20 protein-coding genes are annotated in these 24,856 nt (G+C 73.7%); 10 read left to right on the forward strand and 10 right to left on the reverse strand.

Annotated features, from left to right (window positions below):
• The first annotated feature begins 100 nt into the window (after positions 1-100).
• The gene (locus tag WMF31_RS21450) at positions 101-520 is read left to right on the forward strand and encodes a peptidase inhibitor family I36 protein (protein ID WP_129347703.1); all 420 of its coding nucleotides are present in this window, start codon (positions 101-103) and stop codon (positions 518-520) included.
• A gap of 269 nt (positions 521-789) precedes the next feature.
• Positions 790-1,560 (forward strand): hypothetical protein, encoded by a 771-nt coding sequence (locus WMF31_RS21455; protein WP_436603737.1) that lies wholly within the window; start codon positions 790-792, stop codon positions 1,558-1,560.
• An 11-nt stretch (positions 1,561-1,571) separates the two neighbouring features.
• On the opposite strand, the gene WMF31_RS21460 is transcribed toward WMF31_RS21455, so the two are convergent.
• The 5 genes from WMF31_RS21460 to WMF31_RS21480 all read right to left on the reverse strand — a co-directional run bounded on the left by WMF31_RS21460 (position 1,572) and on the right by WMF31_RS21480 (position 4,894).
• Positions 1,572-2,429, reverse strand: coding sequence for a class I SAM-dependent methyltransferase (locus WMF31_RS21460; RefSeq protein WP_436603738.1), 858 nt, complete (start codon positions 2,427-2,429; stop codon positions 1,572-1,574).
• On the reverse strand, positions 2,422-2,799 hold the full coding sequence (locus tag WMF31_RS21465; protein ID WP_129347700.1) for a VOC family protein: 378 nt from the start codon (positions 2,797-2,799) through the stop codon (positions 2,422-2,424). The genes WMF31_RS21460 and WMF31_RS21465 overlap by 8 nt, the downstream gene beginning before the upstream one ends.
• On the reverse strand, positions 2,796-2,957 hold the full coding sequence (locus tag WMF31_RS21470; protein WP_436603739.1) for a ribbon-helix-helix protein, CopG family: 162 nt from the start codon (positions 2,955-2,957) through the stop codon (positions 2,796-2,798). Before WMF31_RS21470 ends, WMF31_RS21465 begins: the two co-directional genes overlap by 4 nt.
• Before the next feature lie 317 nt (positions 2,958-3,274).
• A complete protein-coding gene (locus tag WMF31_RS21475; protein WP_436603740.1) occupies positions 3,275-3,703 on the reverse strand; it encodes an ester cyclase in 429 nt (142 codons plus the stop codon).
• Positions 3,704-3,721: 18 nt separating this feature from the next.
• A complete protein-coding gene (locus WMF31_RS21480) occupies positions 3,722-4,894 on the reverse strand; it encodes an acyl-CoA dehydrogenase family protein (protein WP_436603741.1) in 1,173 nt (390 codons plus the stop codon).
• 275 nt (positions 4,895-5,169) lie between these two features.
• On the opposite strand from WMF31_RS21480, the gene WMF31_RS21485 reads away from it, so the two are divergent.
• The 5 genes from WMF31_RS21485 (at position 5,170) to WMF31_RS21505 (ending at position 12,961) form a co-directional block, all read left to right on the forward strand.
• Complete coding sequence (locus WMF31_RS21485) at positions 5,170-6,471, forward strand: phenylacetate--CoA ligase family protein (RefSeq protein ID WP_436603742.1); 1,302 nt, start codon at positions 5,170-5,172, stop codon at positions 6,469-6,471.
• Positions 6,472-6,479: 8 nt separating this feature from the next.
• The gene (locus WMF31_RS21490) at positions 6,480-6,722 is read left to right on the forward strand and encodes a sulfurtransferase TusA family protein (protein WP_129347695.1); all 243 of its coding nucleotides are present in this window, start codon (positions 6,480-6,482) and stop codon (positions 6,720-6,722) included.
• Between the two features lie 4 nt (positions 6,723-6,726).
• The gene (locus WMF31_RS21495; protein WP_436603743.1) at positions 6,727-8,196 is read left to right on the forward strand and encodes an aminotransferase class V-fold PLP-dependent enzyme; all 1,470 of its coding nucleotides are present in this window, start codon (positions 6,727-6,729) and stop codon (positions 8,194-8,196) included.
• A gap of 447 nt (positions 8,197-8,643) precedes the next feature.
• Positions 8,644-12,522 carry a protein kinase domain-containing protein gene (locus WMF31_RS21500; RefSeq protein WP_436603744.1) on the forward strand — a complete coding sequence of 1,293 codons (3,879 nt, stop codon included), beginning with the start codon at positions 8,644-8,646 and terminating at the stop codon, positions 12,520-12,522.
• 205 nt (positions 12,523-12,727) lie between these two features.
• The gene (locus WMF31_RS21505; protein WP_436603745.1) at positions 12,728-12,961 is read left to right on the forward strand and encodes a hypothetical protein; all 234 of its coding nucleotides are present in this window, start codon (positions 12,728-12,730) and stop codon (positions 12,959-12,961) included.
• A 196-nt stretch (positions 12,962-13,157) separates the two neighbouring features.
• On the opposite strand, the gene WMF31_RS21510 is transcribed toward WMF31_RS21505, so the two are convergent.
• Positions 13,158-15,476: a nitric-oxide reductase large subunit gene (locus WMF31_RS21510; protein WP_436603746.1), complete on the reverse strand. Its 2,319-nt coding sequence runs from the start codon at positions 15,474-15,476 to the stop codon at positions 13,158-13,160.
• A 312-nt stretch (positions 15,477-15,788) separates the two neighbouring features.
• Between WMF31_RS21510 and norR the strand changes: the two genes are divergently transcribed.
• Positions 15,789-17,348: a nitric oxide reductase transcriptional regulator NorR gene (gene norR / locus WMF31_RS21515; protein WP_436603747.1), complete on the forward strand. Its 1,560-nt coding sequence runs from the start codon at positions 15,789-15,791 to the stop codon at positions 17,346-17,348.
• An 86-nt stretch (positions 17,349-17,434) separates the two neighbouring features.
• Here the strand turns inward: norR and WMF31_RS21520 are convergent, their stop codons facing one another.
• Positions 17,435-18,235, reverse strand: coding sequence for an OmpA/MotB family protein (locus tag WMF31_RS21520; protein WP_436603748.1), 801 nt, complete (start codon positions 18,233-18,235; stop codon positions 17,435-17,437).
• A gap of 176 nt (positions 18,236-18,411) precedes the next feature.
• Here WMF31_RS21520 and WMF31_RS21525 point away from each other — a divergent pair, with 176 nt between their 5' ends.
• On the forward strand, positions 18,412-19,137 hold the full coding sequence (locus WMF31_RS21525; RefSeq protein WP_436603749.1) for a DUF4339 domain-containing protein: 726 nt from the start codon (positions 18,412-18,414) through the stop codon (positions 19,135-19,137).
• A 1,268-nt stretch (positions 19,138-20,405) separates the two neighbouring features.
• Here WMF31_RS21525 and WMF31_RS21530 read toward each other — a convergent pair.
• Positions 20,406-20,807: a hypothetical protein gene (locus tag WMF31_RS21530; protein WP_436603750.1), complete on the reverse strand. Its 402-nt coding sequence runs from the start codon at positions 20,805-20,807 to the stop codon at positions 20,406-20,408.
• A 277-nt stretch (positions 20,808-21,084) separates the two neighbouring features.
• Between WMF31_RS21530 and WMF31_RS21535 the strand changes: the two genes are divergently transcribed.
• The gene (locus WMF31_RS21535; RefSeq protein ID WP_436603751.1) at positions 21,085-21,732 is read left to right on the forward strand and encodes a histidine phosphatase family protein; all 648 of its coding nucleotides are present in this window, start codon (positions 21,085-21,087) and stop codon (positions 21,730-21,732) included.
• Here the strand turns inward: WMF31_RS21535 and WMF31_RS21540 are convergent.
• On the reverse strand, positions 21,701-22,711 hold the full coding sequence (locus WMF31_RS21540; protein ID WP_436603752.1) for a phosphotransferase family protein: 1,011 nt from the start codon (positions 22,709-22,711) through the stop codon (positions 21,701-21,703). The two genes, WMF31_RS21535 and WMF31_RS21540, sit on opposite strands and share 32 nt — an antisense overlap.
• 195 nt (positions 22,712-22,906) lie before the next feature.
• On the reverse strand, positions 22,907-24,844 hold the full coding sequence (locus WMF31_RS21545) for a DUF389 domain-containing protein (RefSeq protein WP_436603753.1): 1,938 nt from the start codon (positions 24,842-24,844) through the stop codon (positions 22,907-22,909).
• Between the last annotated feature and the right edge of the window lie 12 nt (positions 24,845-24,856).

Raw genomic sequence — 24,856 nt, forward strand, 5'->3', positions numbered from 1 at the left:
GAGGGAGTGTCCGCGGTGGCCATCGGGAATGCACGAGCAGCCTCCGCTGTTTGGTGCCTCCGCAGCACCTGCCCATGGGTGGGCAGGAGGAGGAAACCCCATGCACTGGCTCGATCGCGTTCAGAACCTCCGTCGTCTCACGCCGTCCCCCTCCCTGGGCCTGCGCGCCCTGGTGGGCGTCGGCCTCCTCGCGGGGGCAGGCCTGCTGCTCCCCGAGGTGGCCTCGGCGCAGGAGGAGGACCCCGTTCCGTGCCCGTTCGATAACGTCCTCTGCCTCTTCGAGGAGGAGGGCTACGGCGGGGAGATCTTCAACGTCCGGGCGCTGAACCCGCAGGTGGGCACGTGCGTCAACCTCCCGGAGCACGGCTGGGAAGGAAGGGCTCACTCTGCCTACAACACCAACGGCGCCGCCGCCGCGATATTCATGAACGAGGACTGCATCGGCTACCCGTACCCCGTCTTCGCGGAGAGCGGCCTGAGCCCGCTGCCGTTCATCCCCAAGAGCGTCTACGTCTTCTGACACCATGACCGGGCGAGAGGCGATGGGCATCGCGGCCATCGCCCGACGCGCCCGGGGCGATGCGCGGGCCCGTGCACGGCTGCCTCGAGGCGCGAGGCGCGAGGCGCGCGCCCGGCTCACGTCTCATCCAGGTCTGGCGCCGTCGCGCCGATGCGCGAAGTGTCAGCAAGCGCTATACCAGGAGCAGGCGCGCTGCCAGGCGCAGGCGCCGGCCGCCCGGGCCGCCGAGTGGCACCGCAGTTGCTTCTGTGAACCCCATGGAGATGAACGTGGCAGTCCTCGAACCCTCGTCCCGCAGCGCCACCGCGCATGCCCCGCAGCGCAGCAGGCTCGCCGTGCTGGCCGCGCTCGTCGCGCTCGCGCTCCTCGGCGCGACCGGGTGCGCTGCGGAAGTCCACACCAGGGCCGCCGCGCCCGCGCCCGTCACCTACCAGGAGGTCACGGTGTACGAGGAGCCGGTCGTTCACGTCGCAGCGGCGCCGGCCCACATCGAGACCTACCCGCGCGTGTACTACCGCGGGACCTACGTCTACTACGTGGACGGCCGCTGGTACTATCCGACGCGCCACGGCTGGGTCTACTACCGCGACGAGCCGCGCGCGCTGGTCCACTACCGCGTCGACTTCGACCGGCGCCGAGCCCCTCACCACCACCGCCAGCACGTGCATCGCGACCCCGCGCGCCGCGGCCACGTGCACCCGGCCCCCGCGCGCCGCGGCCACGTGCACCCGGCCCCCGCGCGCCGCGGCCACGTGCACCCGGCCCCCGCGCGCCGCGGCCACGTGCACCCGGCCCCCGCGCGCCGCGGCCACGTGCACCCGGCCCCCGCGCGCCGCGGCCACGTGCACCGCGCGCCCGCGGCCCGGCCGGCGACCCCGGCTCGGCCTGCGGCCACGGTCAGGGCGGGGGCGACGGTGAAGGCGGGCGCGACGGTCAGGGCGGGGGCGGCGGCGAGGCCGGCGACCCCGGCCAGGCCGACGAAGAAGCCTCGCGTGGAGCGGCGGCGGCACCACGTCGAGGAGAGGCGTCACGAGCGCTGACCGCGGCCGCGCTACGTCGTCGCGACGAGCAGCTCCTCCGAGTTGTTCGGCGGGCGAAGGCCATCGGCCCGACCGGCGAAGTAGCGCCCGGCGAGGGCCGCCGCCGACACGTGCGCCACGTCCCGGAAGCCGGCTTCGCGCGCCAGCGCGAGCATCTCCTCCGGCGTGAAGAAGCTGACGAACGGCGTGCCGTTCGCGCGTGCGCCCCTCGCCGCTGCCTCGATCCCGGGCCGTACGTCCGGGTCCGCGAGCTCGATCGGCAGCATGAACGACATGACCAGCGTGGTGCCCGGCGCGAGCGCCGCGATCTGGCGCAGCGTGGCCGCGATGGCGTCCTTCGTGAGGTACATGCTGACGCCGGTGGAGGCCACGAGCGCCGGCTGCTTCGCGTCGAAGCCTGACGCCGCCAGCCGCGGAAGCCACGCGTCGCCGCGCTCGAAGTCGACCGGCACGAGACGAAGGAACGACGGGACGCCGAAGCCGAGGTCGACGAGGCGCTGGCGCTTCCACGCCTGGGGCCCCGGCTGATCGACCTCGAACACACGCAGGCGGGAGGCGAGCCCTGGCCGCCGCTGAGCGAAGGTGTCGAGGCCCGCTCCGAGGATGACGTACTGCGCGACACCCCGGGCAGCTCGCTCCTCGAGGAGATCTTCAACGAAGCGCGCGCGCGCCACGATGGAGGCGCGGAAGGGCCGCGTGAACGGGCTCATGTCCCGCCGCTCCTGCCAGTCGGCGTCCGGCGCCGCGAGGGCGAGGCCGATCGTGTCCTCGAACACGTGCGGCGCCGGATCGGCCAGCACGTGGAGCGCGCGCCACAGCGCGACGCGGACGGCGGTGTTGTCGGGAACGGGGCTCGACGTCTCAGCCATCGTGAGGCTCCTCCTTGGCGCCTCGGGGCAGCGGCGCCTGGACGCTGAGCTGCCGGCCATCGGGGTCGGCCAGGAGCATCTCGAGCACCTTCCAGTGCTGTGCTTCGAAGGGGCGCACCACGCCGCCCGCGCCCGGGGGCGAGAACCTCGCGGCGTCGCGCACGGCGAGCACCGGCTGAAGCTGGAGCGGCGAGCCCTCGGGGCGCTCGGCGATGAAGAGGAACGGCCCGCCACTCGGATGTCGCAGCCGGCCTGAGCGGTGATCCGTCTCGAACTCCAGCTCGTACCCGAGCGCCCTCCAGAACGCGACCGTCTTGCCCCAGTTGTGCGTCTCGATGAGCAGCCCTTGAATTCCGTCGGTCGTCGTCATTTCTTGCTCCGTCTCCGTGGTTGCTTGTCGAGGTAGGCGCGCAATGCGGCGGCCACGATCGCCGACAGCGACTGCTCGGTCTCCACGGCGTGGTGCTTCACCTCCCGAATGAGATCGGTCGGCAGGTACACGTTGAACTGCTTGACATCCTCGGCCATCGGCGCCTCTTTGATAGCATGCTAGCAATCTAGCACCGCTCGCGCAACGGGTGCTCGCGCCGCGGCACGGGTCTGGGGTAGCCGCGCACCTGGAAGGAGCAGCGTCACCGCGGCCCCGGCCGGGGCGGCGCGGCCCTGACGTGGCCGATTCTCGGCCTGGCATGAGGCGACCTCGGCGGCGGCTACCAGCGGCTCCACGGCGGGGCGTTCGCGCTGCTCGTCGTGGACGCGCGCCGCCATCCGCGCGCGCATCGGACGGTAGGGGCGTCAGCGCCGGCGACACGAGCGGCCGCACCCGTTCACCCGGAAGCGCCGGGCTACCCGGGGCGCGACGAGCGGAAGCCCGGGTCGAGCTGGCGAAGCAACGTCAGCATGTCGAACTGCCCCCACCGCTCCACGATACGGCCGTCCGCGATGCGATCGATGTTCATGCCGCTCAGCACGACCAGCCGCCCCGTGGGCGCCATCTCCAGGAACTCCGCGCGATGCACGCCCTGCCAGCGCCAGCGGGTGAGCACGCGATCCCCCTCGGCGATCTGATCCTCGATGGCGTGGGTGTTGTCGCCGAACGCGGCCAGCAGGCCGGCGATGAAGGCGCGAAAGCCGTCTCGGCCGATGGGCCCGGGGCGCCCGGGCAGGTGCACCCGGCACGCCGGGTCGTAGAGGGATATCTGCGCGTCGAGGTCGCCCCTGTCGTAGAATTCGAAGTTTGCGCGGGCGACCCGCTTGTTCTGTTCGATGCTCATCCTCGTCTCCTCCGGCCGCTACAGCGGCGGGACGATCTTCGCTTCGAGGCCGAGCAGGACGCGCCCGGCGGCCTCGTAGTTCTGCGATTGCCCGAGCACGTGCTGGGTCACGGTGTGCACGTCGCGGAACGCGCGCTCGAGCGGGTTCGTCGTGTAGATCGAGCTCGCGCCGCCGGCGGCGTACATGAGGTCGACCGCGTGGGCGGCGCTCGTGCTCGCGTGCGTCGCCGCGAGGCGGAGCAGGGCGCGCTGCTCGAGCGTGAGCGGTCGACCGGCCAGCGTGTCGCCCCACGCGACGTCGACCGCGTCCAGGAGGAACAGCCGCGCCGACCGGAGCTGCGCCTCGGCCTGGGCCACCGCGGCTTGCGCCGACGCGCGATCGCGGAGCAGCGCGCCCGAGCCGCACGGCGCCTTGTGCGTCGCGAGCTCGACGAGGGCGTCGATGGCGCCGCGCGCGATCCCGAGCGCGACCGCCGAGAAGGCCGGCGCGAGCAGCGCGAACGGCGGCAGGCGGTAGAGCGGCGCGCGCAGGCACGGCTCGTCGAAGGAGAAGGACCGCTCGTCGGGCACGAGCGCGTCCTCCACCGTGAAGTCGTGGCTGCCCGTCCCGCGCAGCCCGCCGACCGACCAGGTGTCGATGACGTCGCACGCCGCCTTGGGGAAGAACATGTAACGCATCGCCGGAGCGCCGTTCGGGCGCAGCAGCACGCGATCCCCCTCCCAGAGGACGCAGCCGCCGATGAGCCAGGTCGCGTGGTCGATACCGCTGTTGAAACCCCAGCGGCCGCTCACGCGGTAGCCGCCGTCGACGCGCGTCGCGCGCCCGCTCGCCACGAGGCGCCCGCCGACGATCGACGCGGGGTCGCCGTAGATCTCGCGCGCGCCCGCGGACGGGAGATAGCCGCTGGAGAGGGAGGTGCCTGCGGCGATCATCAGGCACCAGCCGGCGGCGCCGTCGGCGGCGGACAGCGCCTCCACCGCCTCCACCAAGGTCCTCGGGTCGGCCTCGGCGCCGCCGAGCTCCCGGGGCACCCACATGCGGAAGAGCCCGGCGGCGACGAGCGCGTCAACCACCGCAGGTGGGAGCCGGCGCTGGTGCTCGGTCTCGTCACGGAGAGCGCGCGCGAGCGGCGCGATGGCGCGCGCGGCGCGAACAGGGTCGTCGATCAGGCGGTTGAGCTTGAGCGTCATGATGCCCGGGGAAGTGCATGCGGCGTTCCACCCCGGCGAGGCGGCGGGAGCAGCGGGCGCCGCGCACGGGGCGGCGCAGCGGCAGAGCAACCGGTTGCTCGATCGCGCGGACACGCGGCGAGCGGCGCACGGGCGAGCAACCGGTTGCTCGATCGCGCAACCACCTCGGCGAGCGGTTGCGCAGGGCGAGCGCGCCGCGCTCGCGATCCGGCGCGGCGCGCCCGCGGAGGCCCCGGGCTGGCAGGTGGCACCGCCCTTGCGAGGGCAGCCGTGCCATGACCCTCGCCGATCAACCGACCCGATTCGACCCCTCCCCGCTGCGGCGCGCGTACGCCGCGATGACCTCCTCGGCGCTCCCGCTGCGCGACCACCCGCTCTACGGCACCGTCGAGCGCTTCGAGGACGCTCGCTTCCTCACGCCGGCGGCGCTCTCCGAGTTCACCGAGCGCGCCGCGTTCGCGTGCGACGTGACGCAGCTCGAGGTCTGTCCGGCGTGCTTCTTCCAGACGAGCGGCAGCACCGGCCGGAGCAAGCGCATCCCGTACTCGGAGCGCGACCTGGAGAAGCAGGCCGATCACGAGGCGACCGCGTTCCGCAAGCTGGGCCTGAGCTCGCGCGACGTCGTGCTGAGCCTCGGCTCGCCGCCGCCGAGCATCTCCGCCTGGGCCATCGCCAACGGGAGCCGGCGGCTCGGCGCGACGGTCCTCAACGGCTCGCACGTGGACTACGAGCTGGCGCTCGAGGGCGGCCGGGCCGAGGAGGTCACCACCCTCTTCGCGACGCCGCTCGTCGCGCTCGCGATCGGGCGCGCCATCGCGGAGGAGCAGGGCGACCCCAGGCGCGTGTTCCCGCGGCTCCGCCGCGCGATCCTGTTCGGCGATACGCTGCCGCGCTCGCTGCGCCGCGAGGTGCGCGATCTCTGGGGCGTCGACCGCGTGCTGGCGCTCTACGGCACCGTCGAGGCCGACGTCGTCGCGACCGAGCTCCCCGGCGAGCAGGGGGAGCTCGATCCGATGCTCGAGGAGCTCCTCATCGAGCTCTTGCCGGAGGAGGAGCTCCGGCGCGAGCGCCTCGATCCGAGCCACTCGCCCGCGCCGGTGCGCGTCGCCGACCTGCCGCCGGGGGACGTCGTCGGCGAGATCCTGCTGTCGGATCTCCGCCGCGAGGCGCTGCCGATCGTGCGCTACCGGATCGGCGACATCGTCCGGGTCCGCGCGCGGGAGGGCGGCCGACCGACGCTCAGCGTGCTCGGCCGGAGCAAGAGCACCGTCTTCATCGACGGCGCGCCCATCTACGAGATGGCCCTCAACCAGGCCATCGAGGAGGCGCTCGGCGGCGCGGCCTGCCGGTGGCAGCTCACCGCGGCGCGGCGCTCGGGCGGCCCGTTCGATCTCGTCCTCGAGCAGCCCCCGGGCGCGGCCGGCGCCGCGCGCGCCGTGCTCGACGCCATCGCGGGCGCGGTGGTCCCGCGCGAGATCGACGTGGCCCGCCACTTCCGCGTGAGCTGTTCCCCTCGCCTGCCCGAGCCGTCGGGCCCGGGCGATCTCAAGGCTGCGCGCGTCGTCGTCGCCTCGTGAGGACCCCCATGGAGAGCCTGACCCTCCGCTGTGACGTACAGCTCGACGTGCGGGGCGCCGCGTGCCCGATCCCGGTCCTCAAGGCCAAGCGCGCGCTCGCGCAGCTCGGCTCGGGGCAAGTGCTCGAGGTGCTGGCCACGGACCGCACGACGCTCCGGGACTTCCGGGTCTTCGCCGAGTCCGCCGGGCACGAGCTCCTCTGCAGTGAAGATCGGGGCGAGCAGCTCCGGTTCGCGATCCAGAAGGGGTAGCCTCATGAGCGCACAGACCCGCACCACGCCGCGCGCCGGGACGACCGACCGCCGCGCGCTGCTCGACCGCATCCGCAAGGACTTCGTCGGGCTCGACACCGAGTACGCGCTGGCCGACGGGCTGCGGAAGCGGCGGCGCTACCTGGACTCGGCGGCGACCACCCTCGTCATGCAGGTCACGCTCGACTGCGCCCGCGCGTTCCTCCGGCACTGCGCGAACACCCACAGCACGACGCACTTCTCCGCCGCGATCGCCGGGGAAGCCTATGCCTGGGCGCACGACCGCGTGCTCCGGTTCCTCGGCGCGCCGCCGCGCGACTACGCGGCCGTCTTCACCGGCAGCGGCGCGACGGCGGCGCTCAACCGCGTCGCGGAGGTGCTCGCGGCGGCGCAGCCCGATCGGCCGATGGCCCTGGTGTCGCTCATGGAGCACCACGCCAACGACCTGCCGCACCGGCGGCACGCGTCGGTGCTGCACGTCCCGCTCACGGCTTGCGACGACGGCCCCGGCCCGGTCGACCTCGACGCGCTCGAGGCGATGCTCCGCGAGAACGCGGGCCGGGTGCGTTACGTCGCCGTGACCGCGGCGAGCAACGTGACCGGGCTCCTCAACCCGCTCGCGCCGATCGCCCGCCTCGCCCACGCGCACGGCGCGCGCGTGGTCGTCGACGGCGCGCAGATCGCCGCGCACCGGGCCGTCTCGCTCGCGGACGACGACATCGACGCGTTCGTGTTCTCGGGCCACAAGGCGTACGCCCCGGGGTCGCCCGGCGTCCTCGTGATCAAGCGCGAGCTCCTCGACGGCGTGCCGCCTGGGCTCGTCGGCGGCGGCATCGTCGAGCACGTCTCGACCGAGGGCTACGAGCTCACGCCCCACCTGCCCGACCGGGAGGAGGCCGGCACGCCCAACGTGGTCGGCGCCGTGCTGCTCGCGTCGGCGCTCGAAGTGCTGGCGGAGATCGGCATGGACTCCATCGCCGAGGCCGAGGACGCGCTGGTCGAGTACGCGCTCGACCGGCTGGCGACGGTGCCGGGGCTCCGGATCTACGGGACGCGGACGGCGCCCCGGAGCGGCGTCGTGGCGTTCAACCTCTCCGGCGTCGAGCACGCCGTCACGGCGCAGGCGCTGAACGACGCGCACAACATCGCCGTTCGAAACGGCTGCTTCTGCGCGCACCCGTACGTGCGGCACCTGCTCCTGCCCGAGCTGTGGGCGCTCGACGCGGACGGGGACGAGGACCTCGAGGCGCAGGTCATGCGGCGCCGCGGGATGGTGCGCGCGAGCTTCGGGCTGTACTCGACGCCGGCCGACGTGGACGCGCTGGTGGACGCGCTCGTCGACATCGGCGCGGACGAGGGCTCGTACAGGCGCCGCCTCGAGGCGACGTCCGACGAGCGCGGCGCTCCGCTCCCCCAGCGGCGCGCCCAGTTCTCCGCGCCCGAGTACCTGGGGTGGCGGCTCCGGGAGAAGTGAGCGGCGAGGAGCGGGCGAGGACCGCAGTGATTGCGTGTGTTGCATCTGCGGTGCCATGAATCGCCGTCGTGGCCGCCTGGATGATGGTGGGCGCGATATGGATGAAGCCGAAGGCGTTTTTCGGAAGCGGCGGGCGCGCGCGGTGGAAACGTATCGAGGACGTCAAGAATCGTCGCGAGCGATCCGGCCAAGCTCGCCGGTACCTCGCATCGAGATCACACGGCCTCGCCGGGACATTCGTCCGGAACAGAGAGATGCCCGCGCGTCGGGGGCACACGAGCGACACCGGCTCTCGCAACCTGTCAGACGAACGGGACGACATGGGCTCGAATCCCCGCCACGCCCTCGACATCCCGCGTCCAGCCATGGCTGGGAGATGCCGCCGCGCGCGGTACGCCAGGGCGAGCCCCTTTACATACCTGGCCGTACCGGCAGATAATTGCCATCGTGGAGCAAGGAGCGATCCTGGCCGGACGCTACCGCCTTGAGCACCGCGCGGGCGCGGGCGGCATGGGCGAGGTGTGGAAGGCGCACGACCAGGAGACGAGCGAGGCGGTGGCGGTGAAGCTCTCGCCGCTGCGCAGCGCGGAGGATGCGGCGAGATTCGCGCGAGAGGCGCAGATCCTCGCGGGCATGTCGCATCCCCACGTGGTCCGGTACGTGGCGCACGGGGCGAGCGCCGAGGGCACACCCTACCTGGTCATGGAGTGGCTCGAGGGCGAGGATCTCGCGGCGCGGCTCGCGCGGGGTCCGCTCGAGGTCGACGAGAGCGTGGCGCTGGCGACCGCGGTGGCGGACATCCTCGGCCTCGCGCACGAGCGCGGGGTCGTTCACCGCGACCTGAAGCCGAGCAATCTGTTCTTGCCAGGCGGGCGCATCGACAGCGTGAAGGTGCTCGATTTCGGTATCGCGCGGCTCGGGCACGCGACGCGGATGACACGCTCGGGCGTGCTGATCGGGACGCCAGCCTACATGGCGCCCGAGCAGGCGCGGGGCGAGGCGAGCATCGACGCTCGCGCGGACGTGTTCTCCCTCGGGTGCGTTCTCTTCGAGTGCCTGGCGGGCAGGCCCGCGTTCGGCGGCGAGCACGTGGCGGCGATCCTGACCAAGGTGCTGTTCGACGAGACCCCGCGCCTGCGCAACCTGCGGACCGGGGTGCCCGCGGCGCTCGACGATCTGCTGCGGAGGATGCTGTCGAAGCGCCGGGAGGAGCGGCCCTCGGGCGGGCAGGCGGCGGCGGCGGCGCTGCGCGCGCTCGGGGATGCGCCGCCGTCGCCCCCCGTGAGCTCGATCCCTCCGCCCTCGCTCACGAGCAGCGAGCAGCGCGCCGTGGCGGTGATCGTGGTGAGCGCCGCGGCGGGGGCCGAGGTGAGGTCGTTCGGCGGGGATACGACCCTGGTCCAGGCGCCGGGCGACGAGGCCTTCCTGCGCGAGGCCGAGGCGCACGGCGGCAGGAGCGAGCGCCTGGTCGACGGGTCGGTCGTGGTGATGCTCTCGGGCACCGAGACGGCGACGGATCTGTGCGCGCAGGCTGCCCGGTGCGCGCTCGCGCTGCGCCGGTGCGCCGCTGGCCGGCGCGTGACGCTGGCCATGGGGCGGGGGGAGCGGTCGGCGCGGTCGATGGGGCCAGCGATCGACCGGGCGGCGCGGCTGTCGAGCACCACGGCGCGCCACGCTGCCCCGGAGGGCGCGGTGGTCCTCGACGAGGTCGCCTCGGGCTTGCTCGACGCGCGCTTCGATGTGCGGGAGTGCGAGGGGGTCTTCACGCTGCACGGCGAGCGCCCGCTGGCCGAGGGGACGCGCCTGCTCCTCGGCAGGGCCACGCCGTGCGTCGGGCGAGAGCGCGAGCTCGGCATGCTGCGGGCGCTCTTGACCGAGAGCATCGAGGAGGGCACGGCGCAGGCGGCGCTGGTGGTGGCGCCGCCCGGCGTGGGCAAATCGCGCCTGGCGCAGGAGTTTCTGCGGGAGATCCGGGAGCAGGACGAGGGGGTGTCGGTGTGGGTCGTGCGCGGCGACGCGCTGCGGGCCGGCTCGCCCCTCGGCATGCTGGGCCAGGCGCTGCGGAGCGCGTGCCGAATTCAGGAGGGCGAGCCGATCGAGGCGCGGCGCCGGAAGCTCTCGGCAGAGATCGCGGCGCGGGTGTCGCCGGGCCACCGGCGGCGCGTCGAGGAGTTCCTCGGCGAGATCGTGGGCGCTGCCTTCCCGGACGAGGACAGCCTGCCGCTCCGGGCCGCGCGCCGTGACGCGCAGCGCATGGCGGACCAGGTGCGCGCCGCCTTCCTCGATTACCTCGCCGCGATCGTCGCCGGCGGTCCGCTGGTCGTCGTGCTGGAGGATCTGCACTGGGGCGATCGGCCCACGGTGTCGCTCCTCGACGCGGCGCTGCGCGACCTCGCGGATCGGCCGCTGTTCGTGCTCGCCCTGGCGCGGCCCGAGGTGCGCGAGCTGTTCCCGAGGCTCTGGGAGGGGCGGCGGCTGCACGCGCTGCGGCTCAACGCGCTGAGCCGACGCGCGGGCGAGCGGCTCGCGCGGCACGTGCTGAGCGCGCGCGCGGACGCGGAGGCGATCGCGCGGATCGTGCGCCTGTCGGAGGGGAACGCGTTTTACCTGGAAGAGCTGATCCGCTGGACCGCGGAGGGCAGAGGCCCGGACGTGCCGGGGACGGTGGTCGCCATGGTGGAGTCGCGCCTCGGGGCGCTGGACGACGAGGCCCGGCGGCTCCTGCGCGCGGCGAGCGTCTTCGGCGAGGTCTGCTGGGCTGGAGGGGTGGCGGCGCTCGTCGGCGGCGAGGCGTGCCGGGGCCAGGTCACGGCTGGGCTCGAGGCGCTGGTGGCGCTGGAGATCCTGGTGCGCCGCCGTGAGAGCCGCTTTCCGGCGGAGGACGAGCTGGCGTTCCGGCACGCGCTCCTGCGCGAGGGCGCGTATGCCATGCTGACCGAAGGGGATCGGGAGCTCGGCCACCGGCTGGCAGGGGAATGGCTGGAGCGGGCGGGAGAGCCGGATCCCGTGGTGCTGGCCGAGCACCTCCAGCGCGGGCGCGCGCCCGATCAGGCCGCGTTCCATTACCTGCGCGCGGGTCGTCAGTCGTGCGATCGCGACGACTTCGGGGGCGCCCTCGCCCATGCGCAGCGAGGCATCGACTGCGGCGTGCAGGGGGAGATCCTCGGTAACCTTCTGGCGTTGCAGGGCATGGCGCATTGCTGGCGATCGGAGTTCGACGCGGGGCAGACGGCGAGCGCCGCGGCGCTGCCGCTCATGGGGCGAGGGAGCCAGTGGGCGTGCATCGCGCTCTTTCATCGTGCGTGGGCCTCGCTCGTCGTCGGCGCAGAGGACGATTTCGTGGAGACGGTCGACCGATTCGTCCGGTTCCAGCCGGACGCGGAGGCGGGCCGGGAGTACATGCTCTGGGCGCCGCTCGCCGCATCGCTGCTCCAGACCTACGGGCGCCGCGCGCTCTGCAGGGCCTTGCTCGACCGCGCGGACGCGCTGGCTGCCGCAATGCCCACCCTGGATCTCGACCTCAGAGGGGCGCTCGCCATCGGGCGCAGCGATTACGTGCGCGCCTTCGAGCGGGATCCCTGGAGGCAGCTCCAGCTCACGCGACAGGCGGTGGAGGCGTTCCAGGCGATCGAGGACCTCCGGGATCAGATCACGGCCCTGAACAGGCTCGGTCAGGCCGAGGCCGAGCTCGGCGATCCGGCGGCGGGCGAGGCCACGCTGCGGCGAGCCGTGGCGCTGGCGCAGCGCATCGCGATCCCGTTTGCGCAACGTCAATCCGCATTGCACCTGGCGGCGCTGCTCTCGCATGGTTCGGATCCATCGAAATGGGGAGAAGCCGACGAGATAGCCCGATCGCTGCTCGACGCTTCGGGGGTGAGCGTGGGTTATCGAGGCTGGGCCCACGGGATCTGCGCAGAGGTGCTCCTCCAGCGTGGCGCGTACGATGGTGCCGTACGGCACGCGCGCGAGGCGGACGCGCTGTGCGATCGCATCCCGCTGCGGCGGCTCTGGGTGACGGCGTTGCTCGTCCGCGGGCTGATTCGCCTGGGGGACCCCGAGGAGGCGGCCCGCGTGGCCAGCCGCATCGAGCCCGGGCTCGCCTGCCTGGGCGGCGGCGGCTACGTCGAGATCGATGCGCGGGTGGCCCTGGCGGAGGCGCACTGGACCGGCGGCAGGGTCGACGAGGCGCGGGCGGCGCTCGGAGAGGCGATGCGCGGGATCGCAGCGCGGGCAGAGGCCATTCCCGACGCCGCCTGGCGCGCGCGGTACACGACGTGCGTGCCCGAGATCGTGCGCGCCCGCCGGCTGGCGAGCGCATGGGCGTAGGGGGGGGCCATGCAGGGCCTGCCGTCGAGGAGGGGTGCGCGGGGATCGCCCCGGACCGTCCGCCGGAACGCAGGCTGAACGCAGGCTAGCCGAGGTGAAGCTGCAACGCCTCTCCCGGCGGGCGCTCGCCCCGCGTCCCGAGGCGCCGTACATTCCGCCCCATGAAGGCGCTCCGCGTCGACATCTTTCACCGAGGAGCTCGACCATGGCGACACCGGCAACGGTCCACATCGATGTGGAGCTCCCCTCCGCTCTTGCCGAGCTCCGCCTCCCGGAGGGGGTCGAGCGCCGGCTGCAAGCGCTCCTGGACAGGCAGGATCGCGGGGAACCGCTGTCGGCGGATGAGGCGGTCGAAGCCGAAGGGCTCGTCGATCTCGCCGAGCTGCTCAGCCTGCTGCGGCTCCGCGCGTCACGGAAGGCCCCCGCGCCGGCGCGATGAGCGGTGGCGGCTGCGTGCCTGTCCACGCCGCCGAGGATCCCGTCGAGCAGGACCGCGTATTCGTGGTCCGTCGCGACCGCCCGTGCACCCGTGCCGACGCGATCATTCATGAAGAAGAGGAGAGAGGTGGGAAGGCGGGGAGGACCATCTGGTCTTGACCTGATACCCGCCTTCCAGCGGAGCATCGCTGAGCGGCTCAGCCAACCTGCGCGCGGCTCGCCAGGGCGGCGGGCACCGCCTCCGGCTCGCCGCCGCCGGCGGGCGGCGCCGCGACGGCGACCGCGGGACGCCGGGTGAAGATCCCCGCGACGAACGCCACGAAGGCCGCGACGCCGGCGATGAACAGGGTGTCCCCGACCATCCGCATCCAGCGCAGCCCCTCCAGGACCGGCTGCTGCAGGAAGTCCGCGCTCCGCGCGTACCAGAGCCCGTGCTCGACGCTCGCCCACGCCTGCGCGAGCCCGATGGGCAACAGGCTCAGCACGATCATCAGCCCGAGCCCGCCGTTCATCCCCCAGAACGCGAACCGGAGCCGCGCCTCGTTCCACACCGCGTCGGGGCGCAGGCGGCGCAGCATCACGAGCACCAGCCCGAGCGACAGCAACCCGTAGACCCCGAACAGCGCGGCGTGCGCGTGCACCGGCGTGGTGTTCAGGCCCTGCATGTAATAGAGGGCGAGCGGCGGGTTGATGAGGAAGCCGAACAGGCCCGCGCCCACGAAGTTCCAGAAGGCGACCGCGACGAAGAACTTGATGGGCCACGCATACGCCTGCATCCACCCGGTCCGGTGCTGCATCTTCCACGTCCCGTAGGCCTCCACGCCGACGAGCACGAGCGGGACCACCTCGAGGGCGCTGAAGCTCGCGCCGACCGCCATCGCCGAGACGGGCGTGCCGCTGAAGTAGAGGTGGTGGAACGTGCCGGGGATGCCCGAGACGAGGAAGATGGATGTCGAGAGCAAGGCCGCCCTGGCCGCGCTGTCGGCGCGCACGAGCCCGAACCGCGTGAACAGGAACGCGATGGCCGCCGTGGCGAAGACCTCCATGAACCCCTCGACCCAGAGGTGCACCACCCACCAGCGCCAGTACTCCATGACCGACAGGTGGGTCTTCGCGCCGTAGAACAGCCCCACGCCGTAGAACAGGCCGATCGCCACGGTCGAGCCGGTGAAGAGCAGCACGATGTGCCGGCCGAGGTCGCGCCGGGCGAGCGCGGGCCAGAGCGCGCGCAGCATCAGCACGAGCCAGAGCACGAGGCCGCCGAAGAGCGCGATCTGGTAGGCGCGGCCGAGATCGACGTACTCGTAGCCCTGGTGGCCGAACCAGAACGACGTCTCGAGCGCGAAGCGCTGCTTGACCGACAGCCACTCTCCGGCGAGGGAGCCGAAGACCACGAGCACGAGCGCCCCGAACAGGACGTTCACGCCGAGGCGCTGCCCGCGCGGCTCGCGCCCGCCCACGGCCGGCGCCAGGAACAGCCCGGCCGCGAGGAACGCCGTCGCGATCCAGAAGACGCCGAGCTGGACGTGCCAGGTGCGCGTCACCGCGTAGGGCAGGTAGTCGGCGAGCGGCACCCCGAAGAACTCGTGCCCCTCCACCGTGTAGTGCGCGGTCAGCGCGCCCAGCCCGACCTGGAGCACGAGCAGCGCGACCACGACGACGCAGTACTTGCCCACGGCGCGCATGGATGGCGTCAGCGTCCAGCCCGAGAGCGGGTCGCGCGCCGGCGCCGCGGGGTCGGGCTCCTCGCCGCGGCGGAACGCGTGGTACCAGACGAGCGCGCCGATCCCGGCGAGCAGCAGCACGACGCTCACGACCGACCAGATCACGTTCGCGGTCGTGGGGACGTTGCCGATCAGCGGCTCGTGGGGCCAGTTGTTCGTGTAGCTCGCGCCGGTGCCGGGGCGCTCCGCGGCGCACGCCCACGAGGTCCAGAAGAAGAACGCGGTGAGCTTGTCGCGCCGGCCCTCGTCCGGGACCGCGCCCGTGTGCAGCGCGTAGCTCTCGCGGAGCGCCGTGAGGCCCGGCTCATCGCCGAACAGCCCGCGGTAGTGCGCCGCCGTCTCCGCGACGGCCCGCGCGCGATCCTCGGAGATCGTGAGCGTCCCGGTCGCCGGGTCGTAGCCGTTGCCGCGCATCGCCCGCTTGAGGCGCGCCGTGAGCGCGGCCTGCGCCTCTTCCGGCAGCGCCGCGAACGACGCGCCGTGCTCGCGCTGGCTCCAGAGGGCGAGCAGCGCCTCGGCCTCGCGGTGGAGCCAGTCGGCCGACCAGTCCGGCGCCTGGTAGGCGCCGTGCCCCCAGACGCTCCCGACCTGCTGCCCGCCGATGCTCTGGTAGACCAGCTGCCCGTCGAGGATATCGTCCTTCGTGAGCAGCACCTCGCCGGCCGGCGTCACCACCCGCTCGGGGATCGGCGGCGCCTGACGGTAGACCTCCCGGCCCATGAAGCCGAGTATCAAGAAGCCAGCGGTGATGACGGCGGCGAGCGCCAGCCAGAGTCGTCGAAGACTGTGCATGTCGACCTCGTTGTTCGCGTGAGGCCGCGCGCGCCTCCGCGGCGCCGGGCCTCCGGACCTGATGCCGAGCGCTCCAGCAAGCGGCGCGCCGTTCCCGACAGCGCCCGCCGCGGGCGGCTCCAGCGGTCGACGTCGCGTGCTGAAGGGAGCTCGGGGGCTCACCGGAGGGCTGAAGCGCAGGCGCGCCACGAAAACGGCTCGCCGGAACGCAAACCCTGCAGGCGAGCCTCCCGAGCTCCCTCACCTCTCCACGTTGCCGTTTCGACAACGCGTTCGTTGTCACATCAACAACGATGTTGTAAATTGAACAACATGCCCAACCTGGTCGCGCTGCTGTCGGTCGCGCTCGATCTCACGGCGTCGCTGGGCGCCGAGGATCGGTACCGGCGGCTGCTCGAGGCGGTGCGGCGCGTGATGCCGTGCGACGCGGCCTGCCTGCTGCAGTACCAGGACGGCGTGCTCGTGCCGCTCGCGGCGCTCGGGCTCACGCCCGAGGCGCTCGGGCGCACCTACCGGCCGCGGGAGCACCCCCGGCTCGACCTGCTCTGCCACGCCGAGGCGCCGGTGCGCTTCCCGCCAGACACCGATCTTCCGGATCCGTTCGACGGGCTGCTCGCGTCGGACGCCACCGCGCTGGCGCACGTCCACGCCTGCCTCGGCTTCCCGCTGCGGGTGGAGGGCACGCTGATCGGGGTGCTCACCGCCGACGCCCTCGACGCGCGCGCGTTCGATGGCGTCGACGCGCGCGCGCTGTCCTGGGTCGGGGCGCTGGCGGGCGCGGCGATGCGCACGAGCCAGCTCATCGACGCGCTGGAGCAGAGCGCCGAGCGGCTCGGCCTGGTCGCCGACGACCTCCGCCGGGCCGCCGAGCGGGAGCGCGGCGACACCCTGATCGGCACGAGCCCGGCGATGCAGAAGCTGCGCGACGAGATCGCGCTCGTGGGTCCGTCCGATCTGACGGTGCTGGTCACCGGCGAGACCGGCTCGGGCAAGGAGCTCGTGGCGCGCGCCGTCCACGCGGCGTCGCGGCGGCGCGGCGAGCCGCTGCTCCGCGTGAACTGCGCGGCGCTGCCCGAGGCGATGGCCGAGAGCGAGCTGTTCGGCCACGTGCGCGGCGCGTTCACCGGGGCGGAGCGCCACCGTCCAGGCAAGCTCGAGGTCGCGGACAAGGGCACCCTCTTCCTCGACGAGATCGGCGAGCTGCCGCCCTCGATCCAGCCGAAGCTGCTGCGCGCGCTGCAGGAGGGCGAGGTGCAGCGCGTGGGCGCGGACCGCGCGCTGCGCGTGGACGTGCGCGTCGTCGCGGCCACGAACCGCGATATCGAGAAGGAGGTGGCCGCGGGGCGCTTCCGGGCCGACCTGTTCCACCGGCTCAACGTCTACCGCCTCTCGGTGCCGCCGCTGCGCGAGCGGAGGAGCGACATCCCGCTGCTCGCCGGCCATTTCTGCGACGAGGCGCGCGCGCGGCTCGGCGTCGGCCCGGTGCGGCTCACCCCGGCGGCGCGCGAGATCCTGATGAGCAGCCCCTGGCCGGGCAACGTGCGGGAGCTGGAGAACACGCTGTTCCGCATGGTGCTGCAGGCGTCGCGGGGCGTGCCACGGGGCGAGCCCGTGGTGCTGACGCCGGCCCACCTCGGGGCGGGCCTCGCCCTCGGGGCGGGCCTCGCGCCGGCGGCGCCCGCGCAGCGCGACGAGGCCCCGGCGCCCCTCGCGACAGGGGCGCCGCTCCACGAGCAGGTCGACGCGTTCCAGCGCGACCTCATCCGCAAGGCGGTGGCGCAGGCCGACGGCAACTGGGCCGCGGCCGCGCGATCGCTCGGCATGCACCGCAGCAACCTGCACCACCTCGCGCGGCGGCTCGGGCTGCGGTGAGCCCCCCGCTCGCGACGGCGAGCTCCCCGCCCGCGGCGGCCCCTCCGCTTCCGCTCGCGACGGTGAGCCCCCCTTGCGCGCGGCGGTCAGTCCTTCGCGGGCGACGCCCCCGGCAGCGCCATGGCGAGCTCGACGCGCCCCGGCGGCAGCTTGCTCCCCGCGAGCGCGGCGGCGGCGGGGTCGTGCGCGGCGTGCCCGACCGCGGAGAGCCGAGCGCCCGCGATCGCGCACTTCTCCTCGAGGAACTGCGCCACGCTCGCCGCCCGGGCCGCGGAGAGCGCCCACGGCGTCGGATGGGCCTGCTGCAAGGCGGGCGGCGCGGCGTGCGCCGGATCGCTGACCGCGCCCACCCGGATCGGCGCCTCGCCGCTCGTCGCCAGCGCGCTCGCGGCCTGGCACAGGAGCTGTCGCCCCTGGGGGCTCACGTCGAGCGTCTGCGGTGCGAACACCGCGCTCTCCGCGAGCGCGACGAGGGCACGCCCCCGCTCGACGGACACCGCGACGACGCCCTTCTTGATGTGCCGCTCGAGCGTCGTGGAGAGCACGAGCTCGATCTCCTCGACCCGCTCGCGCCCGGACTTCTGCGCGGCCTCGGCCTGCCGCCGCTCCGCCTCGATCTTCTCGACCACGGCCGTCTTCGCCTGGAGCTCCGCGCGCATCTCGGTCAGCGTCTGCTCGAGCTCCCTGCCCTTCTGGCTCGACCGTTGATGCTCCTCCGTCAAGAGCACGTGGGCGCGACGGAGCGGCACGTAATACGCCCCGACGAACGTCGCGCTCGCGACGAGCAGGAGCGCAAGCAGCACCCGGACCCAGCCCGAGGCGCCCGAGGAGCGAGCGCGCTGGCGGGCCGCGGCCGCCTCGTCATCCCCGCCCATGAGTGCCAGCATCTCGCGCTCCATCGCGGCGAGGATACCGGTCCATCGAGGAACTCGCCAGCACCACGGATCACCGACGGATCCATGGAAAGATCCGCACCACCTCGAAAACACGCTGCGCATCACGTTGGTGTGCCCAGGTGCGCCCGCGCCATGGCATCATCGAGCTTCCCAGGGAGGACTTCCCTATGAGACCGCCGCCCCTTCCGGCCAGGCGCGCAGCGCCTCCCGCTCCGACGCCCGAGCCGGGTGAGAGCCTCTGGCATGTCGCCATCGCACCCGACGACGTCAAGGTGATCACGCTGGAGAAGCTCGACGACCTGTTCCGCCTCGACATCATCAACGAGTCCACCAAGGTCTGGCGGCCCGGGATGGCCCAGTGGCAGCCGCTCGGCATCGTGGCCGGGATCGACGACGAGGACTCGCACGAGGCGGACCAGCCGACGCAGGTCCAGAGACACCCGTTTGCCCCGGCGGCCGCGCCCGCGCCGCGGCACATGGACAGCGAGCCGCCGACGCCGGTCGTGACGACCGTGCCGCCCGCCGTGCTGCTCGCGGCGATGAGCGACGCACCGCAGCAGCAGGCCGCGACGCTCGCGCCGCCCGCGGTCACGGCGTCGGCGTGGCCCGCGCCGGCGGCGGCGCAGCCGCTCTCGGCCGTGCCGCTGCACGAGATGGCCGAGGAGGCGCCGCCCGCGCGCGGCATGGGGCGAGCGCAGCGCTGGGTGCTCGCGCTGTCGGTCGTGACAGGGCTCCTGGTGACGCTCTATCGCAACGACGTGCTCCTCGGCGCGGCGCGCGCCGCGGGGCAGGAGAGCGCGTATCTGAGGCTCGAGTCCGCGCTCGGCGGGCCCGGGTTCGGGACGCCGCGCTCGCTGGAGAGGCTCGGCGTCGCGCCCGCAAACGCGCCGTAAGCTCGCTGTGCGCGGTCGCCGCGCGGCGGCGCGTGGCGCCCGGACCGCGCTGCAGCCTTGCAGCGGGGCGCTGCCGCGCAGGGGTGAACCGCCAGAGCGCCGAGGGCGCCGGGGGATGAGAGAACGAGGCCGGGTCGGGGCCTGTCTCTTCCCCTGGCGCCGTGGCGCCCTGACGATGCTCCCGTCAACAGAGGGCAGTCCCCCGCGGCAGCGCTATCCCATGCGGCGCCGCTGCGGGATGATCATCGTTGTTGGCCGGGAGCGGTCCACGTTGGGCGGCCTGCGCGGCGGGCTGGGATCCCGGCGCGCGGGCTTCGGCGCAGGCGCCGGCCCCTGGGGCGGCGGGCGCCGCCCTGGACTCTTGGCCGCGCCCGGCTCGAGGGCCTCGACCGGGAGACAGGCACGTTGTCGAGACGGCTCTTCCATGGAACCTCCCGCTGCAGCAAGAACAACATCCAGGTTGAACGATACCTTCGAAGAACCAGTTCGCATACACCCTCCGTTCATCACGAGATCTCGGGTTGAAGACGGACCGATGCGTCGAGGGGCGCTGGCGCTGATCACCGCCCTTCGGGCGCTCCACCGGCGCGCTGCAAAGCACCTTCGCGCGCGGTCCGGACAGGACGGCCCGACTCGCCCTCTCCCGCCGAAACACGGACGCGTTTCGCAGCCGCCAGGGCGCATCCGCGCCTCGCGGCCAGGTGAAGAGGGCGAGTCGAGCCCGTCGCGCCACGGACCTCGCGGCCCGGTGCTTCGAGCGAGCGGCGAGCGAGCGAGAGGCAGCAGCCAGCAGGTCAACGACCTTCAGGGCCTCGGGCCGTTCGCTTGTGAGCCCCGCTCCGTCTTCATGAGACCACCAGGCCACGGCGCAAGCTCGCGCGGGAGACCCGCGGGCGCCGTCATGGCTGCTCACGCGCGACAACGCGGGGACGCCGCGCCTCCTGGAGGCGCCAGGCGATCAGACCCGACGGCCGCGTGACAGAGCGGTTGGCTTCAGGATCAGATGCGCATAGGGGACGCGGGCTACGCGTCGACAGGAACGCTAGCACCTGGTGCGGATCCTGCCAAGCGGTTTGTGGGAGGGATCGTCCGAGGCGGTGAGTCCGCGGGAGGCCCCTCCCCTCACGGCATCACGCCTTGCGGCGAGCGGCGGTCCTCGACGCGGCGCCCCAGGGCGTCCCCCTCGGTGCCGCCACTGCGGAAGTCGACGGAGGAGAGCGGCCGCGGATCACTTGCGGGCCACCGGACGCAAGCAGATCACGCCCGGATCACCACTGCGGACATCCGTTCGGCATGGTAGGCGGCATCCACCCCGATTCGCCGATCACGTTGCCCGCGCTGTACTCGAGGACGTTGTAATTCAACTGGCTGTCCCACCCGGAGTAGGTCCACTTGAACACCGCGAGCGGCTCCGCGGAGCTGGCGGTGATACACCCCTGGATCTGACCGTCCACCATCTTCACCTGCGCCTCGAGCTCGGCGCAGAGCTCAGCGGTCACGGACCACGCGGGCACACGTTCCATCGGCGCCTCCTCGTTCACGCAGCCACCCAGCGGGGTCTTGCGCGTCGTGCGCACCACCGGCGTCGCGCCCGAGTTGACCGAAGCTGCGTACACGCTGCGGGTCCACTCTCCCCTGCCCGAGTACCATGTCTGCAGACGATCGTTCATGGTGTCGAAGTGCCACACCGCGGTGTCCCGCGGCACAACGGAGCCCCTGGCGCGGCGGCGGCCGTGATGGGCCGTGAGGAGGCGGCCTCGACCGGATTTCGCGGCTCCGCGCGCTCTCGCTCGGATCCATGCTCTCCCCTGGCTGCGCTCCGTCGTCACATCCCCGAGGTTCCACGGCACGCGATGGAACGCGACGTTTCGGCACGGTGGATTCGTCCTCGTGCCACGAGGTATTAGGCTGGCCCCCGACTGCCCTCCCATGCTCGCCCGGACAACCATGCAGCCTTGCCTCCTCCTCCTCGCGCGACACGGTCACACCTCCGGCAACGGCGACAACGCCGCGAGGCCGATGAGCGGGTGGACCGACACGCCGCTCGACGCGCTGGGCAGGCAGCAGGCCGAGGCGCTCGGCCGTCGCCTTGCCGACGGCCCCCCGCTCGACGCCGTGATCGCGAGCCCCCTGAGCCGCGCGGTCGACACGGCCCGGATCGCGGCGGGCCCCTGGGGCCCCGTGCGCCTGCACGACGGCCTGCGCGAGATCGGCTGCGGCGAGGTCGACGGCGCGCCCATCGGCGAGGTCAAGGCCCGCCACGCCGCGCTCTGGGAGGCGAACCTGCGCCAGGACGACGACGACTTCCGCTGGCCCGGCGGGGAGAGCTACCGCGAGCTCCGCGCCCGCTGCCTCGCGGCGGTGCGCTCCATCGCCGCCGCGCGCCCGGGACAGCGCGTGCTCGTGGTCACGCACGCGGGCGTCATCGGCCAGATCCTCGGCGAGATGCACGGCGTTCCACCCGCGCGCTGGGAGCCGTTCCGGCCGGGCAACGCGAGCCTGACCAGCGTCTCCTGGCAAGGCGACCGCGGCGCCCTGCTGCGCTTCGACGATCGCGACCACCTCAGCGAAAGCACGCGTCCGCCCGGCGGATGACGCGCAGCCAGTCCGCCGCGCTGCGGGCCGCCGCCGCGCGTGCCTCGGGCGGGGCGCCCGACCGGGTCGCGCTCCAGAGGTGGTACGCGAGCGCCCCCGCCAGCGCGTTGGACGCCGCCGCGAGCCAGGCGGCGTCGCGCAGCGACCGGGTCAGCACGGGAGCGAGGCCGCGCGCCGCGAGGTAGCCGGAGAGCAGCGTGTCGTGGCGGCGCATCGCCTCTGGCTCCCAGGTGCCGAGGGCCTTGAGCCACGAGCTCACGTCCTCCAGGGGCGAGCCGATCCGCGCGCGCGCCCAGTCGAGCAGCACCGGCTCCAAGGCGCCGTCGCGGCGGCGGACCACGACGTTGCCCGGGTGCACGTCCCCGTGGATCACGGCGCGGCCGAGCGGCTGGAAGTCGAGGAGCTGCCGGCGCATCTCGGGCAGCGCCTCCACGACCCGCCGCAGGGCCGGCAGCGCCCGGGCGAGCGCGGCGACCTCGCCGCAGGGCAAGCGCTCGGCCGTCTCCAGCGTGCGCCCGGCCGAGGTCAGGAGCTCCGCCTCGTAATCCCACGCCGGCAGGCGGGCGCCCGGCGACGCCTCCTCGTGGAACCGCGCCAGCCGTTCGAGCACCCGGGCGGTGTGCGCGCTGTCGGTCCAGGGCCAGCGGTGCGCCGGCACGATCCGCTCGAGGTAGAGCAGCCAGCGCCGGCACCCGAGCCGCTGGGCGCCGAGCAGCTCGGGCGAGAAGCGGCGCGCCACGGACGTCGAGAGCCGCCGGTACACGGCCGCCTCGCGCGCGGTGACGCCGTGCACGAGCTTGACCACGAACGAGCGGCGCCGCCGCGCGACGCCGTCGCCGACCCGCGCCGTGACCAGCGCGACCGACGAGGAGAGCCCGCCCGCGAGCGGCCGTAGATCGACGGCCGAGTCGCTGGCCGGAGCGCCGTGCCGCGCGACGAGAAAGGCGGTCACGGCGGCGCGATCGATGGCATCCAGCATCAGGCATCACCTCCCACGGCGCAGGGTGGGCCGCGGCCAGCTCACGATCCACACGGCACCCGAATTCGTGGCGCTTCCGGCAGACGGCAGCTCCGCTCCGAGGCGCCGGTCGCCGGCGCGGCGACGACGCTGGAGGAGGCCGAGATGTCGACGGAGCAGTAGCCGCGGCCGCGTGGTCGTCCGCGCCTCCTGTCCTCAGGGAGCGCCCGCGCCCGGCGCAGCGCCCGCGTTCAGGCCCGCGCCCGGCGCAGCGCCCGCGTTCAGGCCCGCGCCCGGCGCGGCGCCCGCGCCCGGCGCGGCGCCCGCTTTCAGGCCTGTGCCCGCGCCCGGCGCAGCGCCCACGTCCGCGAGCGCTCGGTCGCCGGCCTGCGCGGGCGCGGGCGCGGGCGCCGGCGCGCAAGGCGAGGTCGAGAGCAGGAGCCGCCACGCCGCGCCCTCGCGGACCTGCGCCCGCTCCGTGTGGAAGGCCGGCAGGGACCGGAGCGCCGCCACGACCGCAACGATCTCCTCGTCCGGCTCCTCTTCCGGGGTCGAGCGCTCCGCGGTCGAGGGCGTCAGGGCCGAGCGCTCCGCGGTCGAGCGCTCCCGGGCCGAGCGCTCCGCGGTCGAGGGCACCTCGATGCAGGCGTGGAGCGCCTCCACGTCCTCCACCCAGGCGAGCGCGGGCCGCGCCCTCTCCAGCCAGGCGCGCCCCGAGGCCGCCTCGGCGACGATCGGCTCGGGGGAGATGGCGCGATCGCGTACCGCGATCTCGGCGCTGAGATCCCGCGACAGCTGACGCCCGAGCAGGTCGACCGCCGCCGCGCCGAGCTCGGGGCCGAGGTGCACGGCCTCCAGGACGACCGGCTCGTTGTCCGGGAACCGGAGCCGCCACGCGATGAGCGGCCCCGCCGGCTCCGGCCACGCGGCCGCGAGCGACGCGGCGATCTCCTGCCCCACGAGCGAGATCTCCGGCTCCCGGCGCACCATGTCGATCGGCGCCGCGGTCGGCTTCACCGACGCCGCCACCGCCTGGAGCGCGCTCGCGTCGGGGACGGCGATCACGTCGACCTGCGGCGCGATGCCCGCGACCGCGGCGATCTTGTCGCGCAGATCGTGCTCGATCCGGTCCGCCTCGTCGGCGCGCCCGAGCGTCACCAGGCGAACGGCGACGTTGCCGTGATCGACGGTCAGACTCGAGCGCACCGTGCTCTGCGGGAGCGCGTCCAGCATCCCCTGGATCGCCGTGCGGACCCGCACCTCCCAGGTGACCCGCGTGAGCGCCTCCCGGAGCGGAAAGTACACGGCGCCGAGCAGCGCGAGCGGCATCAGCACGCGGACCAGCCAGCCGTGGCGGAGCCCGAAGACGAACTCGAGGGCGCGCGCAACGCGGCGGATGAGCCCCGGCTTCTGCTTGGCGAGCTCCGCGTGCTCCAGCTCCGCGGTGCTGACGGTGCCGTAGCCGAGCAGCAGGAAGCACAGGATGGCGAACAGCAGGATCGCGCAGAGGTTCGCCGTGAAGAGCAGCGCGGCGCCGCCCGCGATGCTCCCCACCCGCGTCCCGATCCCGTAGCCCACCACGCAGAGCGGCGGCACCAGCGCGATGCCGATGGCGGTCCCGGCGGCCGTCGAGGTCGTGTCCGAGCCGGGCCGGACGGTGGTGTAGGCCGCGGCGATCGCGCAGAAGATCGCGATGAGCAGGTCGAGCGCCGTCGGCGAGGTGCGCGCCGCGATCTCGGCGGTCACCTCGTGGAACGGCAGCGTCAGGGTCAGGAGCGCGGCGCCCATGACCACGGCGACGATGCTGAAGGCGACGCGCGTGAAGGAGCGCAGCGCCAGGAAGGGCGAGCCGATCGCGAGGCCCATCCCGAGCTCGACGATGGGCCCCATGAGCGGCGAGATCAGCATCGCGCCGATGACCACCGCCCCGCTGCCGAGCACGAGCCCGAGCGAGGCGATGCCCATGGCGAGGAGGAGCTGGAGCCAGTAGCCCGCCGCCCCGCGGGCGCTCCGCTCCAGCATCCCCCGCACGATCGCCTCGCGGTGCTCGGGCTCGATGCCGAACGCGGCCGCGACGCGATCCTGAAGGATCGCCGGGAGGTGCCGCCGCCCCACCTCGGCGGCGAGCGGCCGGTCGATCTGCTCGTCGTTCATGGCCGGGGTCTT

Origin of the sequence: Sorangium sp. So ce1036 (genome assembly GCF_051369805.1) — a bacterium.
GTDB lineage: Bacteria > Myxococcota_A > Polyangia > Polyangiales > Polyangiaceae > Sorangium > Sorangium cellulosum_F.

What these genes read in the sequence shown, in the direction of transcription:
- WMF31_RS21505 (WP_436603745.1), top strand. Translation starts at nt 12,728, where the DNA reads ATGGCGACACCGGCAACGGTCCACATCGATGTGGAGCTCCCCTCCGCT.
- WMF31_RS21545 (WP_436603753.1), bottom strand. Translation starts at nt 24,844, where the DNA reads ATGAACGACGAGCAGATCGACCGGCCGCTCGCCGCCGAGGTGGGGCGG.
- WMF31_RS21480 (WP_436603741.1), bottom strand. Translation starts at nt 4,894, where the DNA reads ATGACGCTCAAGCTCAACCGCCTGATCGACGACCCTGTTCGCGCCGCG.
- WMF31_RS21535 (WP_436603751.1), top strand. Translation starts at nt 21,085, where the DNA reads ATGCAGCCTTGCCTCCTCCTCCTCGCGCGACACGGTCACACCTCCGGC.
- WMF31_RS21520 (WP_436603748.1), bottom strand. Translation starts at nt 18,235, where the DNA reads ATGCTGGCACTCATGGGCGGGGATGACGAGGCGGCCGCGGCCCGCCAG.
- WMF31_RS21530 (WP_436603750.1), bottom strand. Translation starts at nt 20,807, where the DNA reads ATGAACGATCGTCTGCAGACATGGTACTCGGGCAGGGGAGAGTGGACC.
- WMF31_RS21525 (WP_436603749.1), top strand. Translation starts at nt 18,412, where the DNA reads ATGAGACCGCCGCCCCTTCCGGCCAGGCGCGCAGCGCCTCCCGCTCCG.
- WMF31_RS21450 (WP_129347703.1), top strand. Translation starts at nt 101, where the DNA reads ATGCACTGGCTCGATCGCGTTCAGAACCTCCGTCGTCTCACGCCGTCC.
- WMF31_RS21495 (WP_436603743.1), top strand. Translation starts at nt 6,727, where the DNA reads ATGAGCGCACAGACCCGCACCACGCCGCGCGCCGGGACGACCGACCGC.
- WMF31_RS21485 (WP_436603742.1), top strand. Translation starts at nt 5,170, where the DNA reads ATGACCCTCGCCGATCAACCGACCCGATTCGACCCCTCCCCGCTGCGG.
- norR (WP_436603747.1), top strand. Translation starts at nt 15,789, where the DNA reads ATGCCCAACCTGGTCGCGCTGCTGTCGGTCGCGCTCGATCTCACGGCG.
- WMF31_RS21465 (WP_129347700.1), bottom strand. Translation starts at nt 2,799, where the DNA reads ATGACGACGACCGACGGAATTCAAGGGCTGCTCATCGAGACGCACAAC.
- WMF31_RS21475 (WP_436603740.1), bottom strand. Translation starts at nt 3,703, where the DNA reads ATGAGCATCGAACAGAACAAGCGGGTCGCCCGCGCAAACTTCGAATTC.
- WMF31_RS21510 (WP_436603746.1), bottom strand. Translation starts at nt 15,476, where the DNA reads ATGCACAGTCTTCGACGACTCTGGCTGGCGCTCGCCGCCGTCATCACC.
- WMF31_RS21540 (WP_436603752.1), bottom strand. Translation starts at nt 22,711, where the DNA reads ATGCTGGATGCCATCGATCGCGCCGCCGTGACCGCCTTTCTCGTCGCG.
- WMF31_RS21470 (WP_436603739.1), bottom strand. Translation starts at nt 2,957, where the DNA reads ATGGCCGAGGATGTCAAGCAGTTCAACGTGTACCTGCCGACCGATCTC.
- WMF31_RS21490 (WP_129347695.1), top strand. Translation starts at nt 6,480, where the DNA reads ATGGAGAGCCTGACCCTCCGCTGTGACGTACAGCTCGACGTGCGGGGC.
- WMF31_RS21460 (WP_436603738.1), bottom strand. Translation starts at nt 2,429, where the DNA reads ATGGCTGAGACGTCGAGCCCCGTTCCCGACAACACCGCCGTCCGCGTC.